The organism is Pseudoalteromonas sp. NZS71, from assembly GCF_015864715.1.
Taxonomy (GTDB): domain Bacteria; phylum Pseudomonadota; class Gammaproteobacteria; order Enterobacterales; family Alteromonadaceae; genus Pseudoalteromonas; species Pseudoalteromonas arctica.
Genome location: NZ_JADYWS010000020.1, coordinates 75,963 through 92,984, shown reverse-complemented (window position 1 = coordinate 92,984; position 17,022 = coordinate 75,963). Strand labels below are relative to the sequence as shown.

Annotated in this window: 16 protein-coding genes; 6 read left to right on the top strand and 10 right to left on the bottom strand. The window is 38.7% G+C overall.

The genetic code is table 11. The features are described from left to right. The first annotated feature begins 42 nt into the window (after positions 1-42). A complete protein-coding gene (gene mrcB / locus I6E85_RS14195; RefSeq protein ID WP_197237036.1) occupies positions 43-2,385 on the top strand; it encodes a penicillin-binding protein 1B in 2,343 nt (780 codons plus the stop codon). A 65-nt stretch (positions 2,386-2,450) separates the two neighbouring features. Here the strand turns inward: mrcB and I6E85_RS14190 are convergent, their stop codons facing one another. From I6E85_RS14190 to I6E85_RS14170, 5 genes are all read right to left on the bottom strand, one after another. Beyond that, entirely contained in the window at positions 2,451-4,292 is a 1,842-nt protein-coding gene (locus tag I6E85_RS14190; protein WP_197237035.1) for a methyl-accepting chemotaxis protein, read from the bottom strand. Positions 4,293-4,470: 178 nt separating this feature from the next. Next, positions 4,471-5,751 (bottom strand): glutamate-1-semialdehyde 2,1-aminomutase, encoded by a 1,281-nt coding sequence (gene hemL, locus I6E85_RS14185; protein WP_024589288.1) that lies wholly within the window; start codon positions 5,749-5,751, stop codon positions 4,471-4,473. 33 nt (positions 5,752-5,784) lie between these two features. After that, on the bottom strand, positions 5,785-6,801 hold the full coding sequence (locus tag I6E85_RS14180) for an aspartate carbamoyltransferase (protein WP_007584862.1): 1,017 nt from the start codon (positions 6,799-6,801) through the stop codon (positions 5,785-5,787). Positions 6,802-7,077: 276 nt separating this feature from the next. After that, positions 7,078-7,512, bottom strand: coding sequence for a CopD family protein (locus tag I6E85_RS14175; RefSeq protein WP_024598293.1), 435 nt, complete (start codon positions 7,510-7,512; stop codon positions 7,078-7,080). A gap of 15 nt (positions 7,513-7,527) precedes the next feature. Continuing rightward, on the bottom strand, positions 7,528-9,210 hold the full coding sequence (locus I6E85_RS14170; protein ID WP_076925158.1) for a chloride channel protein: 1,683 nt from the start codon (positions 9,208-9,210) through the stop codon (positions 7,528-7,530). 322 nt (positions 9,211-9,532) lie between these two features. Here I6E85_RS14170 and erpA point away from each other — a divergent pair, with 322 nt between their 5' ends. After that, entirely contained in the window at positions 9,533-9,871 is a 339-nt protein-coding gene (gene erpA, locus I6E85_RS14165) for an iron-sulfur cluster insertion protein ErpA (RefSeq protein WP_002958911.1), read from the top strand. Between the two features lie 49 nt (positions 9,872-9,920). On the opposite strand, the gene I6E85_RS14160 is transcribed toward erpA, so the two are convergent. Continuing rightward, positions 9,921-10,109 (bottom strand): hypothetical protein, encoded by a 189-nt coding sequence (locus I6E85_RS14160; protein ID WP_024598292.1) that lies wholly within the window; start codon positions 10,107-10,109, stop codon positions 9,921-9,923. Between the two features lie 451 nt (positions 10,110-10,560). On the opposite strand from I6E85_RS14160, the gene I6E85_RS14155 reads away from it, so the two are divergent. Then, a complete protein-coding gene (locus tag I6E85_RS14155; protein ID WP_007584874.1) occupies positions 10,561-10,800 on the top strand; it encodes a helix-turn-helix domain-containing protein in 240 nt (79 codons plus the stop codon). Between the two features lie 68 nt (positions 10,801-10,868). On the opposite strand, the gene I6E85_RS14150 is transcribed toward I6E85_RS14155, so the two are convergent. The 4 genes from I6E85_RS14150 to I6E85_RS14135 are packed head-to-tail and all read right to left on the bottom strand — an operon-like array spanning position 10,869 to position 14,624. After that, on the bottom strand, positions 10,869-12,248 hold the full coding sequence (locus I6E85_RS14150) for an MFS transporter (RefSeq protein WP_170072009.1): 1,380 nt from the start codon (positions 12,246-12,248) through the stop codon (positions 10,869-10,871). Positions 12,249-12,297: 49 nt separating this feature from the next. Then, positions 12,298-12,918, bottom strand: a complete 621-nt coding sequence (locus I6E85_RS14145) for a peptidylprolyl isomerase (protein WP_024598289.1) — start codon at positions 12,916-12,918, stop codon at positions 12,298-12,300. 2 nt (positions 12,919-12,920) lie between these two features. Then, positions 12,921-13,481 carry a YajG family lipoprotein gene (locus tag I6E85_RS14140; RefSeq protein WP_197237034.1) on the bottom strand — a complete coding sequence of 187 codons (561 nt, stop codon included), beginning with the start codon at positions 13,479-13,481 and terminating at the stop codon, positions 12,921-12,923. Further along, the gene (locus I6E85_RS14135; protein ID WP_024598287.1) at positions 13,482-14,624 is read right to left on the bottom strand and encodes a methyltransferase; all 1,143 of its coding nucleotides are present in this window, start codon (positions 14,622-14,624) and stop codon (positions 13,482-13,484) included. Positions 14,625-14,666: 42 nt separating this feature from the next. On the opposite strand from I6E85_RS14135, the gene I6E85_RS14130 reads away from it, so the two are divergent. The 3 genes from I6E85_RS14130 to fabV all read left to right on the top strand — a co-directional run bounded on the left by I6E85_RS14130 (position 14,667) and on the right by fabV (position 16,953). After that, positions 14,667-15,278, top strand: coding sequence for an alpha-ketoglutarate-dependent dioxygenase AlkB (locus I6E85_RS14130; RefSeq protein ID WP_076925155.1), 612 nt, complete (start codon positions 14,667-14,669; stop codon positions 15,276-15,278). Between the two features lie 62 nt (positions 15,279-15,340). Further along, the gene (locus tag I6E85_RS14125; protein WP_024598285.1) at positions 15,341-15,652 is read left to right on the top strand and encodes a BolA family transcriptional regulator; all 312 of its coding nucleotides are present in this window, start codon (positions 15,341-15,343) and stop codon (positions 15,650-15,652) included. 107 nt (positions 15,653-15,759) lie between these two features. After that, entirely contained in the window at positions 15,760-16,953 is a 1,194-nt protein-coding gene (gene fabV / locus I6E85_RS14120) for an enoyl-ACP reductase FabV (RefSeq protein WP_024598284.1), read from the top strand. The last annotated feature ends 69 nt before the right edge of the window (positions 16,954-17,022 follow it).

Here is a 17,022-nt window from a genome sequence, read left to right as displayed (position 1 = left end):
AGCTCACACTCGTGAATAACCCTTGGAATAAATTACACTTAAATGGCCGACAATAAAAAAACACCTACCAGTAAACCTGCAGTTAAACGTGCAAGTAAATCGTCAAGCAAGACAAAAAAAAGCACCTCAAAGGGCAGTAAAAAAACAGTGCAAACCACTGTTAAACGCTCTTTTATGAGAAAAACATGGTCAGTGTTTTGGAAACTAAGCTTGGCTGTTTTTATTGCAATGGCAATGTATTTCATTTATTTAGATTCAAAAACAACGCGTATATTTGAAGGTAATAAATGGCAACTTCCAGCGCAAGTGTATGCTCGTTCTATGGAGTTTTATCCGGGGCAATTTTTATCAAGCCAGGAAGTAGTGTTTGAGCTAGAGCGTTTAAATTATTCATCGGTTAATAGATTAAGCCGCACAGGACAGTTTGTTAAAACAGCAGATAGCATCAAGATTTATCGTCGTGATTTTGAATTTTATGATGGCCTTGAAGAATCACATATTATTGAACTTCGCTTTGCAGGGCAAAAAGTTGCGACCATTAAAGATAAGTTTGGTAGGCGTTTAAATTCTGCTCGTCTAGAGCCTGTGCAAATAGCGCGTATTGGTAATGACTCTAAACAAGATAGAGAATTTGTACCACTAGATAAGTTTCCAGCAATGCTAAAAGATACGCTATTGGTGGTTGAAGACCGTGATTTTTACGAACATCATGGTGTATCAGTGTTTTCTATTTTACGCGCGCTTTATTCTAATATTAAAGCAGGGCGCACCGTTCAAGGTGGTAGTACGCTTACTCAGCAGTTAGCTAAAAATATTTACCTAACACGTGAGCGCTCTTTAGTACGAAAAATAAATGAGGCATTTATTGCCCTTATTTTAGATTATCGTTATTCAAAAGATCAGATATTAGAAGCTTACTTAAATGAAGTATACCTAGGGCAGTCATACAACCAAGGTGTGCACGGTATGGGGCTTGCTGCTGACTTTTACTTTTCAAAGCCGGTAGATGAGCTTGAGTACGATCAAATTGCTTTGCTGGTGGCAATGGTTAAAGGTCCATCTTATTACAACCCACGTCGCTATAAAGAGCGCACAATGGAGCGCCGAGACTTAGTGCTTCGCCTTATGGTTGAAAACAAGCTACTTAGCACAAAAGAGTACCGTGCATCGCTTAATCGCCCAATTGATATTGCGCCAATGAAAGCGAGTTTACAAAAATCATATCCAGGTTATTTAGAGTTAGTAAACAGAGAACTAAATGAATTATTGCCAGATCAGCAAACACTTGATGCAGGCGTAAGAGTATTTACTTATTTTGACTTACAAAAGCAAACAGCAATGGAAGAGTCTATTGAAAAGAGCTTACCGTACCTGGAGAATCGTCCTAGAACCGAAAAACTAGAAGCAGCCATGATCTCTGTTAATGTAGAAAAGGGCGGTGTATCTGCACTTGTTGCAGGGCGCGATGTTCGTTATTCAGGGTTTAACCGTGTTTTAGATACAAAACGTAATATTGGCTCGCTGGTAAAACCTGCTGTGTATTTAACCGCATTGCAATTACCACATTATAATTTAGCTACTTTGCTTGATGACTCGCCAGTACAGGTTACAAATGAGCAGGGAAAAGTGTGGCAACCAGAAAATTTTGATCATCAATACCGTGGTGCAATACCTCTTTATAAAGCATTTAGTAACAGTATTAATATTCCAGCGGTTAATTTAGGCCTCGATGTAGGTGTTGATAAAGTCGCGAATACACTAAAAGGATTAGGCGCTAAAGGGGCGATAAACGAATACCCATCGTTGCTTTTAGGGGCTGTTGAAATGTCGAGTTTTGAAGTTGCTCAGCTTTATACGACAATTGCTGCAGATGGCGAATATAAAAAGCTTACTGCAATTTCGGCATTAACTGACTCGGTTGGTAAAGTACTTTATAAGCATGAAGTAAATGCAGAGCCTCGTTTTGATAAATCTGCAATGTATATGACTAAATACGCGATGAAACGCGTAACGAAAGACGGCACTGCTAAACGCTTAAATTTACACTTCCCATCAATCCAACTAGCAGGTAAAACAGGAACTAGTAACGATTTACGTGATAGTTGGTTTGCAGGCTTTGATCAAAATACAGTGACTGTTGCGTGGCTTGGTCGAGACGACAACAAAAGCACGGGGTTAACAGGCAGCGTAGGCGCATTAGAAGCGTATATTCGTTACTTAAAGCCACTTAACCCACAAGCAATAGCTGATACGCGTCCACCATCAATACGCTGGGCATTTGTAAATGAGCAAACGGGTAAGCAGGCACCACCAGGATGTGGCAAGGTGATTCAGCTACCGCTTAGAGCGAGTGAGTTCGAGCCAAGACCACAATGTATTCGTTAATTTAAGATTACTTTAAACAACAAAGCCGCTTATTTAGCGGCTTTTTTGTGAGTTGTAGTTAACGCTTAAGATTTAAAAAACTGCATTGATTTGGTTAAATCATTAGATAAGCGACTTAGCTGCTGTGCATCTTGCAGCGTTGATTGAGCTGATGTTAGCGTTTGATCTGCTAAATTGCTCACCTCTTGCGAATCATTCAATGCCTGTGTTGTCGCATTTGACTGCTGTTTAACACGCTCTGCAATAACTTCACCTTGATGTTTAATGTCGCCCATACTTTGCTCTGCGCTTTGCAATACTTCATTGGTTTGATTGGCTGCTTTTACCGATTGCTCCATTTTTTCAACACTTGAACGCATTTTTTGCTGAGTGTCGTCAGATGCTTGTTGTAAGGAGCTAATAATTTGGTGAATTTCTTGTGTTTGTGTTTGTGTACGCTGAGCAAGAGTTCTTACTTCATCAGCTACAACGGCAAAGCCTCGGCCATGCTCGCCAGCTCGTGCAGCTTCAATAGCGGCATTTAGTGCAAGCAAGTTTGTTTGATCGGCTATTTCACTAATACCTTTGCTAACTTTGCTAATTTCTTGGCTATCTTGTGCTAGCTTATCGAGCGCTTGTTGGCTCTCTGCAAATTCAATTTGTAGATCTTGCATATATTTAGCAAGCTCCATTGTATTGTCTGAACCTTGTTTTACATGCGCAGCAGCATCTTGCGCGGTAAGCGTTGCTTGATGGGCTGACTCTTCAACTGCAAGTGCGTTTTGAGCCATTTCGCTTAGTGCATTATAAATGGCATTTACTCGAATTTGCTGTTTTGAAACATCATTGCTTGTTTGGCTACTCGCATGTGATAGCGATTTAGTTGCGCCGCATAGCTCTTCTGTACTTGTTTTAACATCAAATAATAAATGTGAAAATGCATTAAGTAATGCATTGTAGCGCGATGCAATAATTCCCATTTCATCATTAGTGTTCGAATCGATAGTAGCATTTAAGTCGCCATTCGCGGCTCTATTAGCCGCATCAGCAAAGCGATTAATGGTATCAACAACTGCAAAATAAAAACCAATCATTAAATAAAATGCAAATAACAAACTAATCAATGAAGCGGCTAAAACAAGATTTCGAGTCCACTGTTGAGTTTGCAGTTTTGCTTCAATAAGGCTCTCAAGCGTTGGAATACTCTTACTAACAAGTTTATTAATACTGCTGTGAACATTGTTTGTTAGTTTAGTAAATTCTGATTGAGTTAACAAAATATCGTCTGGCTCAAGTAGTTTTTCATCTATCGCTTTTTTAAATGCACCAACAGCACTGTGTAAATTATCTAACGAGGGCATGAGCGCTTTATTTACTGATTTGTCTGCATTGGTGGCTACATTGAGTATTTTATCGAGTTGTTTTTCGTATAAAGGAAGTGACTTACTAAAATTTGAAAGTGCTATAAACGTATCTGGCGTAAAACGATTACTTGCCAAAACAGTGTTTGCGCTTTGCGCTGTCGAGTTTATTTGCATTATAAGTGCAGGAACTGGCGTGACTAAAGAGCGGTTTACATAAGCACTGGCTAACTGGCTATCTAATGCTAAGTTAGACTGAATAGAAACAAGTTCAAGTACATCATTTGCTTGATCGTCTTTTATATCAAAACCGAGTGAGCGAGCTATTTTTATATTTTGATTTGCTTCCCCCTGCATTTGATTTGAGAGTATTGACCTGTAGCCTTTTAAACCTTGTTGCTGCATTTTTGAAACAGCGATACTTTCACTTAATAATGAGACTAAAAAAAACAAACTAAGTGCAAGAGGAACGAGTAAAATTCCAAACATTAAGCTGATTTTAGTTTTGTATTTTAAATTTGCCATTAGCTGGATAGCGGGAAAAGAAAATTGGCGTAATCCTGACATAAGGCTCTCTTGTATTTTTGTAATTAGGGTAAAGGTGAATAGACCTTGTTATGCTTAATTATCATTCATTTATAGTACTTTACAAATAAAAAAAGCCCTTTCGGGCTTTTTTCAATCTTTAGTCTTAATTACACACTGTAAAAACAAGCGCTTATAAAATATAAAAAGTAATTTTAACTTAAAGTTTAGCAAACGAGCGTTCTGCTGCCGCTATTGTTTCTTTTACTTCTTGCTCAGTATGCGCAGCACATACAAAACCAGCTTCAAATGCTGATGGAGCAAGGTACACACCTTCTTCAAGCATAAGGTGGAAAAAACGTTTGAAGCGCTCTAGGTCGCATTCAGTAGCTTGTTTGTATGTCGTTACTTTTTCAGCATCAGTAAAAAAGAATCCATACATGCCGCCAGCATAATTAGTTGTTAATGCAATGCCTGCTTTTTTAGCGCCAGCTTCAAAGCCTTCACAAATTGCTTTAGACGTTGCTTCTAACTTATCGTGTAGACCTGGCTCACATAATAGCTCAAGTGATTTTAAACCTGCAGCCATCGCAATAGGGTTACCAGAAAGAGTACCCGCTTGGTAAACAGGGCCCACAGGCGCAATGTAATCCATTATTTCGGTTTTACCACCAAACGCGCCAACGGGCATGCCGCCGCCAATGACTTTACCTAAACACGTAAGGTCTGGTTTAATGTTGTAATAAGCTTGAGCGCCGCCAAGTGCAACACGAAAACCCGTCATTACTTCATCAAAAATAAGTACTGATTTATATTCGTCACACACATCACGCAAACCTTCTAAAAAGCCTGGCACTGGTGGAATGCAGTTCATGTTACCGGCTACTGGCTCTACAATAATACAGGCAATTTCGTCAGCGTATTTTGCAAAAATAGCTTTTACTTCATCTAGGTTATTAAACGATACAGTAAGTGTATGCTTAGCAAAGTCCTCAGGAATACCAGGAGAATTAGGTACGCCCATTGTTAGTGCACCAGAGCCTGCCTTAACTAATAACGAGTCAGCATGGCCGTGGTAACAACCTTCAAATTTTAATATTTTATCGCGGCCGGTAAAGCCACGTGCTAAACGAATTGCACTCATCGTTGCTTCAGTGCCTGAGCTAACCATGCGTACTTTTTCGATTGATGGTACCAGCTCTTTTACTTTTTCAGCCATTAATATTTCGGCTTCAGTTGGCGCGCCATAGCTAAGGCCATTTTCTACGGCTTCGTGCACGGCTTGTTTAATTGCAGGGTGGTTATGGCCCATGATCATAGGCCCCCAAGAGCCAACATAATCAATATAACGGTTACCGTCGGCATCAAATGTAAACGCGCCTTCTGCTTTTGTAATAAATAGCGGCGTACCGCCTACACCATTAAAAGCACGAACAGGCGAGTTTACGCCACCTGGAATAGAGGCTTGAGCGCGTTCAAATAAGTCTTGGCTAATTGTCATGAAAAATCCTATAAATTGTCACTTAAAGAGGGTTTAGCTGTCGCGTTTGCGGCTAAACCAAGGTACGTCCACTTCATACTTATCGACTTTATTTTCTACGCCGAGTGTTAAAGCAAACAGTGCCATACGAATTAATACGCCATTTTGTACCTGGCGGAATATTGCTAAATTATCGTTACTGTTTAAGTCGTTATCAAGCTCGTTGGCTTCTAAGCGACTATCACGTGGTAACGGATGCATTAACACAGAGTTAGGTTTGCAATGAGCGCTGTAAATAGATTGGCTAATTCTAAAACCGCCACGGTATTTATTTGCTTCTTCTTGTGAAGGAAAACGCTCTTCTTGAATACGTGTTTGGTAAACAATATCGGCTGCTAAATTACCTTCCATCTTGTTTACTAGCTCAATTTTGTGTCCTGCATTTTCTACGGCATCTAAAATGCTCGTTGGCATTTGTAGGCCATCAGGCGCGACCATCGAAAACTTTACGTTTTTATAATGGCACAATAGCTTTGATAGAGAATGCACTGTGCGACCATATTTTAAATCACCCACAAGCGCTATATGCATGCCATCAATATTTTGATCAAAACGGTGTAATTCACGCTCAATGGTTAATAAATCAAGTAATGCCTGGGTCGGGTGCTCATTTGGACCGTCGCCGCCATTAATAACCGGCACAGTACAGCCATCAGCAAATTCACTTACTGAGCCTGCGTCAGGATGGCGCATAGCAACAGCATCGGCGTAAGCTGAAATAACGCGCGCAGTATCGTAAAGAGACTCACCTTTAGCAAGAGCTGAGCTTTGCATACCTGTAGTTTCACGTACGCCACCGCCTAGTAAGTTAAAGGCTGTACCAAAGCTAACTCGTGTACGAGTGCTTGGTTCAAAAAACAAATTAGCTAAAATAGCGCCTTTAAGCACCGTTGTTTGCTTTTGCTTTTTAGCATAAGGCTCCATTTTTTTAGCTACTGCAAAAATACGTTCAATGCAGTCTCTGTCTAGCTGATTTACAGACAGTATATGTTCGCCTTGGAAACTTAACATGGGGTAATTCCTAATCAATCAAATGGGCGCGATAATCCATAAACGGAGCACGCAATCGCGCGTGTTATAGCAAGTATTGTAAATTGCAGCGCAGTTTAACATGCGCTACAAAGCTTGTACCAACCGACATAAATATTTGAGCAATTTAACGCACTAAATTTCACTATAACGTCGTTAAAAATTTTTAATTTAGAACAACTAGATACAAAAGTTTTTGCCTAGTTCTAGCGTAATTTTCTTAGCGTTAAATAGACCCCATATATAAGCCGATTGGTATTATAAATTAGGTTTTATTACCGCAAGTGCCACTATGATGAGCAGCGCAATAACAGGGAGCTCATTAAAAATACGGTAGAAGCGGTCTGTTTTAGTGTTTCGGTCATGTTTAAAGTCACTCAATAACTTAAAACAGTAGCCGTGGTATACGTATAAAATAATTACCAGTACAAGTTTGTAATGTAACCACATACTGTATCTAAACCAATCACGACCATATTCAACAATGGTTAATACACCAAATACAGCCGTTAAAACAGCAAATGGGGTTACGAAATAAAGTAGTCTGCGCTCCATAACTTTAAGCATAGAGTTGCATGATCTTTCTTCGCTCATTGCGTGATATACAAATAATCGTGGTAAGTAAAAAATACCGGCAAACCACGCAATCATAAAAAATATGTGCAGTGTTTTATAAATCAATAATGCGCTCATAATAATCCTTATTGCTTAAAGTAAGCTGTTACGAATGGTTAAAATATGATGAATTTGATCCCAGCGTAATAGCCCCATAATTTGTTGATTATCTAAAAGGTTATAAACGTAAAGTGCGCCACTTCTTTTATCTTTTAGTATATCGAATGCATCGGCTAGGGTGGCTTGGCTGCTGATGCCCTGTAAGCTAATGTAATTTATATTTATTGCTTCGTCAGACATTAGCGTTAAATCGTATTCAGCGAGGCGATAGCCATTTTCTTCGTCAAAAACAATCAAGGGTGTTTGACTATCCATCGCATCAAGCGTGTTCTTTATTTGTTCTTTATCGTCTGAATAAAGCAATTTAAAGTCTTCATCCATATCATCCATTATTCCCACTTTTTGCAGTGCTTCTGTTGCAGGGGACACATGGTACGGCAAACCTTGAAAATCTAATTGCTGTAAAAATATGGAGCGATTTCCAAAAAATTGTAATGCAGTTACATAAGCAGTGGTTATTACTATCATCGCAGGAACAATTATTTCAGGTGATGATGTAAGCTCCATTACTGTTGTTAATGCAGCAAGTGGTGCATGCAGTGTAGCCGCTAATAACCCAGCCATACCCAAAACACCATACGTACCCGCAATATCAGTACCCGGGCTAATGTATTGGGCAAAAAAGGCCATTAATGTCCCAATTAATACGCCAAGCCCAATTACCGGACCAATTAAGCCACCGGGAATACCCAAACCAATAGCAAACAATGTGGCAAGTAGTTTAGCGATTAAAATGGTGGTAAGTAGCTTTACGTTATCAGGGGATTCAACCGCGATAGTAATTGCACTCATACCAGAGCCCATAGCGTGAGGAACCGCGTAAGCTATTAAGCTGGCAATACAGCCTGCGATTAGTAAACGAGGAAACATACTTAAAGGTTTAAATGTTTTAATAATTAGCATTAAGTTTTGATTAAAGCTAAATGCTATAGCGCCCAGCGCCATACCGCATAATATTAAATAAGGGTAATGCCAGCCGCTCAATGGCGCTATGGTAATGAGGGCAAGCTCAGAGCCTTCACCAAAAACAAACTGTGTAGCTAATGCACCAGTAACAGCGGCAAGCATGATTGGCACAAATATGTGTACTTTATATTCTCGAAGTACCACTTCCATTACAAAAATAACGGCTGCAAGTGGGGTATTAAATGAAGCCGCTATACCTGCGGCAACACCACAACCACTTAAAGTGCGCATGGCGTTATGCGGTAAATGTAGCTTATCTGCTAAAATACTCGCACCTGTTGCGCCCATATGAACGGAAGGCCCTTCTCGACCGACCGAAAAACCGCTAATGAGTGCAAGTGCGCCACCAACAAATTGATTAACCGTATTGTATAAAGGCATTTGCCCATAATGGCGTTTAATACGATGAATAACAAAAGGAATGCCTAAACGGTAATGTTTAAACCCAGTAAAAGCAGCAAACGTGGCTATTAGTAATGCAGCAATTAAAGGCATGAGTACACGTTCAAGTGTAGGTAGAGTAGTAAAGTCGTCAGGGGTTTCTAAAAATAAACTTTGGAAAAATAAAATAGTTAAGCGAAATAAAATAATAAAAAAAGCAGCAATTAGTCCGGCAACTACGCCCAGTAAGCATAATTGTACAGATGTTTTAGGTTTTGCCAGCCGACGTCTGAGTTGCTCAAGCCACATGCATTATTTCCTCGCCGCATTTTTCAGCAGCATTTTAGCAAAAGAGTTTAGCTAAGTCGTTGTGATTTTGAAATTTTTGTAATTTATATTAACAATTTGCAGTAAAGATTAAGACCTATTATTTATAACTAAAATTTTTAACGAACTTATAGTTTACAAGGGTCGCTTTTAGTTTGCTTAAGTATTATTTTAGTGAGCTAACGTTTAGCCACTTTTTTACTTATTTATAGGTATAACTTAGAGTAAAGAGTTGTTTTACTATACTTGATTAAAACACTCGGGTATTAGATAATCACGCCATTGCGATATTGAGGGTTTTAGAATGTCTGAAGAATTACCAATTAAGTTCAGCGATGCAGCTGCTGTTCGCGTTAAACAGTTAATCGACGAAGAAGAAAATCCAGATTTAAAACTGCGTGTTTACGTAACAGGTGGTGGTTGTTCGGGTTTTCAATATGGTTTTACTTTTGATGAAAAAGCGAATCCTGGCGATTTAGAGATTGTAAAAAATGGTGTAACACTCGTTATCGATCCAATGAGCATTCAATATTTGGTTGACGGTGAAGTTGATTACACAGAAGGATTAGAAGGCGCACGCTTTTTTGTATCTAATCCTAATGCAACAACAACCTGTGGTTGTGGTGCAAGCTTTAGCGTTTAACAGCCAAACGCTAAATAGAATGAAGCCGCTTTTGCGGCTTTTTTAATGCCTACAAATCGGTTGGGGCGTATTCGGTTATTTGCATTATCAATACAAAAAAGCCAAGTACAAAAGCAGAAAACGCTAAAATGTATATGAAGCCTTTTTTGCCTTGCTTAATTGGTACGCCGTTATGGTGCAAAAAAAAGTACCAACTCAGGCACAATACGATAGGTAATAAAAAAAGAAGTCTGAACATTATTCGGCCTTTTTGGTGCTAATTATTGCTTAATCATAAACATATGACGATAAATTGGAACAAAATTGTTATAAATATTCCTTTAAATATTTTATAACTAGAAATAATTTATTAATATTTTTTGAGTACTTAGGTCAGTATTCAGCGTTTATAAATATTCACTCGTGTTCATATTTGTACCGAGTATGTAATTAGTTATTTAACCAAAGTGTTAATAGTATATAATGTATCCAAGAATGAGACGGGCAAAATTTCATTCTCAATAAAAATAAATCTTTACCATATTATTAGCGTAGTGCTTTTAGCTATATTGGTGGAGTGAGTAGCAACACATGCTTTGTTAAGCAATAGCTTGCTATTGAATGTAAGTATGACTACTTACTTGCCTACAGCTATTGATAGAGACTACTGCTTTAATAGGTACGTCAAATCATCTAGTAGGAGATGTAAAATGATGGGCAAAACAGTTTCTTCTGAAGAAAATGCAAAGCTAACAAAGTGGCTTAAAAGTAAACGCCACGAAAAGGGTCATACAATGCGAAGCCTAGCACAAGTGCTTGGAACGCCTCATTCGTTTATCGGCAAGATTGAAAATCAAGAACGCCGTTTAGATGTAATTGAGTTTGTTCGTTATTGTACAGCTCTTGAAGTTGATCCACATGAAGCACTTAGCTTGCTAAAAGTAGATTAACTCAAAAATTGCTTAGTACACTTAAGGGGCACTTATAGTGCTAAGCAATATGTTAATGCAGGGATGCATTAAATATTTTGATGATAATTTCTCTCAAGCTCATACAACTTATGCCTAATCAGATATAAAAATATCAGTGAAGGTAAAACCATTAAGGCTGTTAAAACAAAAAACAGCGACCAATTCCCCATTAACCAATCATCAATGACGACACCACTGTAGCTCGAAAGTAATGTTCGTCCTAAATTTCCTAATGATGCCAGTAATGCATAGTGCGTTGCACTAAATGCTCTATCGCATAACATCGATATAAAGGCGACCATAGCCACTAACGACCATGCTTGCGTAAACCCATCAATAACAATAGCAAAGGCATATAGCCTTAAATCAGGGCCAACTAAAGCGATCCACGAAAAGGCTAAGTTTGAAGCAGCCATTGCAATGCCACTTATAAATAAACCTCTAACAATGCCATATTTTTGATTAAATAAACTACCAACAAAGGTAAATATGATTGTAAGCACCGCCGTACCTACCTTTGAGAATGTTGCTATGTCGCTATTACTAAAACCAATTTCTTTATAAAACACAATCGACATACGCCCTAAAAACGCTTCGCCTATCTTAAATAAGAAAATAAACGCAAGTAATGCCAATGCTGTTTTAACGCCGTTTTTAGTAAAAAAAGCTCTAAAGGGGTCAATAACGGTTACTGCAAGCCAGGCAACCGTTTTGGTAAGTGGCGTTTGTTTTGCTGATGAGAGCTTTTCAAGGTACACACGTTCAAGTTCGGCATGTACTGCTTCGCGGTTAGATTCAGGCTCTTTTGCAAACAGTGCTCCACTCATTAGCAGCAGCATTACAGCAGCTAAAAAGTAATAAATTTGTGGCCAGTCGAGCGAGGGGATATCGGCCATATAAAACGGAATGGCACCTAAAAGCGCATAACCTGTCCACCAACCAGACGTTGCCATAGCTGCAGCTGCTGTTGCTTTGTGCGATTCTTTTTCGCTTAGTGTATCTATTCTAAATGCATCAATTGCAATGTCTTGTGTCGCAGAAGCAATGGCGATTAATAAACAAATTGCAGCAACAATTGCCAGATTAGCTTTTAAATCAAGGCCAGCTAGTAGCAGGGTGCCAATAAAAATAAAGCTTTGGCAAAATAGTATCCAACTGCGGCGTTGGCCTAGCCATTTATATAAAACAGGGAGTTTTGTACGGTCAATGAGTGGCGACCATAAAAAGTTGATACTGTAGGCGCCAAATACAATGCCAAATAGGCCAATCATACTGCGGCTTAGCCCTTCATCCTTTAGCCAAGCCGACATAACAGAGCCAATTAGTACCCACGGAAAACCGCTACTCATACCAAATATAAAAATATGGATTAAGCGTTTGTCTTTAAAGTAAGAAAAATATTCGCTAATAGAGAGTGATTTGCTCATAGGGCCTTCATTGGCTTAGATGCAGAGCAGCTAAGCTGCTCTTAAAAAATTACAGTGGGACTTGCTCAAGCATTTTTATGTTTAAAATAACCACTGGTTTTACAGGTACAAAATCGTAACCAATTTTTTCATTAAAGCCCGTTTCTACAGCCATAATTTTGTCTAGTGTTTCGTAGCCTTCCATCACATTACCAAAAACAGCAAAACCCCAATCTTTACCTGGGTTTAAGTGATCGTTGTTATCCATATTAAAAAAGAACTGACGAGTACCAGAGTGAGGCTCACGGTCCTGATACGCCATAGCAATGCTATACATATCGTTTTTCATACCGTTACCGCTTTCATTAAAAATAGGGTCATTTTCGTGTAGGCCGTCGTAATCTTTATCGTAGCCACCACCTTGAATAACAAAGTCGCGCTCGTTTTCTACATCACGTTCAATACGGTGAAAAACACTACCTTGATAGCTTTTATCTGACACGTAAGTTAAAAAGTTATTGACTGTGATGGGTGCTCTTGAACGATCAAGTTCAACCACTATACTACCCATAGTCGTTACAATTTCGACGCGTGGAAAAATATTATCCTTTTGCACAAAGCGGCCTTCTTGGGCTGCTAAGCTACTTACACTAAAGAATAGGCCTAAGCAGATTAAAAAAAGTCGTTTCATAGTTAACCTTCTAAAAATTCTATTAATTCAGGGTCAGATACAATGCGGGTAATAATTTGCTCAGTCAACTTATTGAGCTGACCTTCTATTTTTGCTCGCTCGTGACTAAATGGCCCTTCTAAATTAGCACTACCTCTATACACTTTACTAAAGTTACTTGAGGCGCGAATAACTCGCACGCCAAGTTCTATATGGGCTTCACTGGTATGGCTCACTAGTTTTTCGGTTACTACCGCTTGTAGTGCATGAATATCTACTTCAAAGCGTACACTTGCCAAATTAGAAATACTGGCGCCATTGCGGCTAAGTGCACTATCTAAAACACTTTTAATAGAGCTAGTAATACCTTGGCTTGCAAAGGTTTTAGTTTTGTCTGACCCAATAAGTTTAAGTGTTGATGTATCACCTCGTAAATCAATTACACTAGTACTTAAGCTACTATTTATAGAGCTTATTTGGCCGCTTTTATAAACAGGGTTAAGTATTACTTGGCTAGGCTGATTTGCACAGCCACCAAGTATTAGTAATACACAACACCCAATTATAATGTTTGTTAATTTCATTTATAGCATTCCACTATTTTTAGTTGCACTTAGAACGACAAACTTTTTGTTTGACCCTAACAACTTACAGTTTCCGAACATGCGGTTCAATTTATCATGATAATCTAAATGACGATTACCAATAATGCGCAGTTCGCCGCCTTCTTTTAAAGTATCTTTTGCTTGCTTGAACATTTGCCAAGCAATGTGATCGGTAACAGCTTGAGCTTGGTGAAATGGAGGATTACATAGCACCATATCCACACTGTCTCTTTCAAAGCCTGTTAAACAGTCGTTTTCGATGAACTCACAGTTATCAAACTTATCGCCTAGGTTAATCTCTACATTTAACCGAGCCGACTCCACAGCCATGTAAGACTCATCAACAAAAGTAACTGATGCATTAGGGCAGCGAGCCAGCGTCATTAATCCAACAACGCCGTTACCACAGCCTAAATCAATAATGCTTTTAGCTTTTGGTGTTTCTGGTAAGTAGTTAAAAAAGAAGCGCGCACCAATATCTAACGAATCACGCGAAAACACATTTGCATGATTTGTTATATTAAACTCAGTACCTTCAAGTTCCCATGTTGTAGGGAAGTCTGCTGCTTTATATCCGCCTTTGGCATTGCTTAATATTAGACGTGATTTTTTAACTGCTAGGCTTGTTGTTGTTTCACCAATAAATTGCTCAAATGATTTTATTGTTGAATTATGAATTTCTTTTGTTTTACCTGCGGCAATTACTGGTGTACCAGGTGCAAGTACTTCACTAAGTTCACTTAATTGGAACTGTAAAAAACCCACATTACGAGGGATTTTAATAAGTACTAAATCTACATCCTCTGGTAATGCCGACAAACTATCTACTTGCGTAAACTCTGCTGTAGGCAGCTTGTTTTCTTGTAAGTTATAAGCCGCAGCTTGGTGGCTAATATAAGAATCATTAACTGAACAAACCGTTAACTTATTAAAATAACAAGCAAGCGCACCAAAGCTATCGTTTAAAATAAGCAATGAGCGACAATCAGGGTGATGTTCGTTAACATAATTGATAAGGTACTCATCTGCCGAATCCCACGCTTGTAAGCTGCGGTTTTTTTGATCCAATGGAAAGCGTTCAAGAGTAAAGGTTTTATCGCCTAGCTGGGCTTGCGTCGTCATAATGGTTCGTTGATCAGTAATCTAATGTAGGTAAATTCTAACATGCAACGGCAAAACGCCAACCCCCAACAGTTACCAAATGGCTTTTCTTATCAAAGTAGGGCACTTAGTGCGCAAAAAAGCCTCGATCTATTTTATTATTTGCAAAAAAACCTACGTTGGCAGCAACCCGATGTAACCGTTTACGGCAAAACGGGGCCTATTCCACGACTGCAATGTTTCATGAGTGATTTAAATATTGAATACGGGTATTCAAGTAGTAAGCAAATAGTAGAACCATGGGATGAATTGTTACTTAATATGAGAAAGCGTTTAGAAGCACATTTAAACCAGCCTCTGAACTCATTGCTCGTTAATTATTACCGAGATGGTAATGATACGATGGGATGGCATAGTGATGATGAAATAGAGCTTGGTGATAAACCAACAATTGTGTGTGTATCTTTAGGAGCTGATAGGGTTTTAAAGTTAAAGCACAAGGCAAGCAATAAAGTAACTGACTTAAAATTACAAAGTGGCAGCTGCTTAATAATGAATGGGCATAGCCAACGAGACTACCAACATGCAATACCTAGGCAAACAACACTTGCGCATCCGCGAATAAGTTTAACTTACCGATTTATTAAACACATTAAGCAAAAGCAATTTAGTTAGCCAATCGCTGCGTTAAATTGTTATAGTAAGTGTATAAATTAGCTAATTAAAACGGTCTTTTTATGTCAATGCAGCAACAGATCCAAGAAAAAATAAGCAACGCCATTGCGTGTAAACATTTAAACGTAATCAATGAAAGTCATATGCACAGTGCTGGCACTGAATCACACTTTAAAGTAGTAGTTGTTAGCGAAGGTTTTGCGGGTAAGCGTTTATTACAACGTCATCGCGAAATTAATGAAATTTTAAAAGATGAGTTAGCAAATCATATTCATGCACTCGCTATTCATACATATACACCAGATGAGTATACAGAGCAGGGCGGCGAAGCGCCTGATTCACCTAATTGTATGGGTGGCTCTAAAATTAGCTAAGTAATGTTTTAGAGTATTTGATGAGTGTTTAACTGATCAGATCAGTGTTTTTAGTATTAGCCTTTAAACTAGCGCTAATTTTTATTGTAAAAGATATAGGATGATCAATGGTCATTAAGCCTAAAATTCGTGGATTTATCTGCACAAACGCACACCCAGCTGGTTGTGCAGAGCATGTTCAAGAACAAATTAACTATGTAAAACAACAAGGGGCATTAAAAAGTGCACCAAAAAATGTATTAGTTATTGGCGCATCAACAGGCTACGGCTTGGCATCGCGCATTACTGCTGCGTTTGGTGGTGGTGCTAAAACATTAGGTATTTTCTTTGAAAAAGAAGGTACCGATCGTAAAACAGGTTCTGCCGGTTGGTACAATACGGCTGCTTTTCAAGAAGCTGCAGACGAAGCGGGTCTTTGGTCTAAAAATATTAATGGCGATGCGTTTTCTAACGAAATCAAGCAAAAAGCAATCGATACTATCAAAGCCGATTTAGGTAAAATAGACTGCATTATTTACAGCCTTGCATCGCCTCGTCGTACTGATCCAAACACTGGTGAAGTGTTTTCTTCTACCCTTAAACCAATTGGCAGTGCCGTTACTACTAAAAACCTAAATACATCAAAGCGTGAAATTGATGAAATTACGGTAGAAGCAGCAAACCAAGACGATATCGACAACACTATTAAAGTAATGGGTGGTGAAGATTGGGAAATGTGGATTGACGCTTTAAAAGAAGCCGATGTACTTGCTGATAACTTTAAAACGACTGCTTATACGTATATTGGTAAAGAACTAACATGGCCAATATACGGACACGCTACTATTGGTAAAGCTAAAGAAGATTTAGACCGTGCAACGGCTGCTATTAAAGAATCAACAAAAGATTTAAATGGTGAGGCGTATGTTTCATCACTTAATGCAGTAGTGACACAAGCAAGTTCTGCTATTCCTATTATGCCGTTATATATTTCTGCTTTATTTAAAGTTATGAAAGCAGATGGCACATATGAAGGCACCATTGAGCAAATTCACGCATTATTTAGTGAAAACCTTTACGGTGAATCACCTCGCTTTGACGACGGTGGGCATTTATTCCAAAATTATAAAGAGCTAGAAGACGATGTGCAAGCACGCGTTCAAGCTGTATGGGATAGTGTTGATACAAGCAGCATTGATGAGCTAACAGACTATGTTGGTTACCATAATGAGTTTTTACGCTTATTTGGTTTTGGTATAGACGGTGTTGACTACGATCAAGACATAGATTCAGTTAAGCCAATTGCTAATATGATTGACTAACAGAACTTAGGGCCTGTTTATCTTTCGAGGTTAAATTTGCAGCAGCCTGTTTGGTATTTAGGCAAGGCA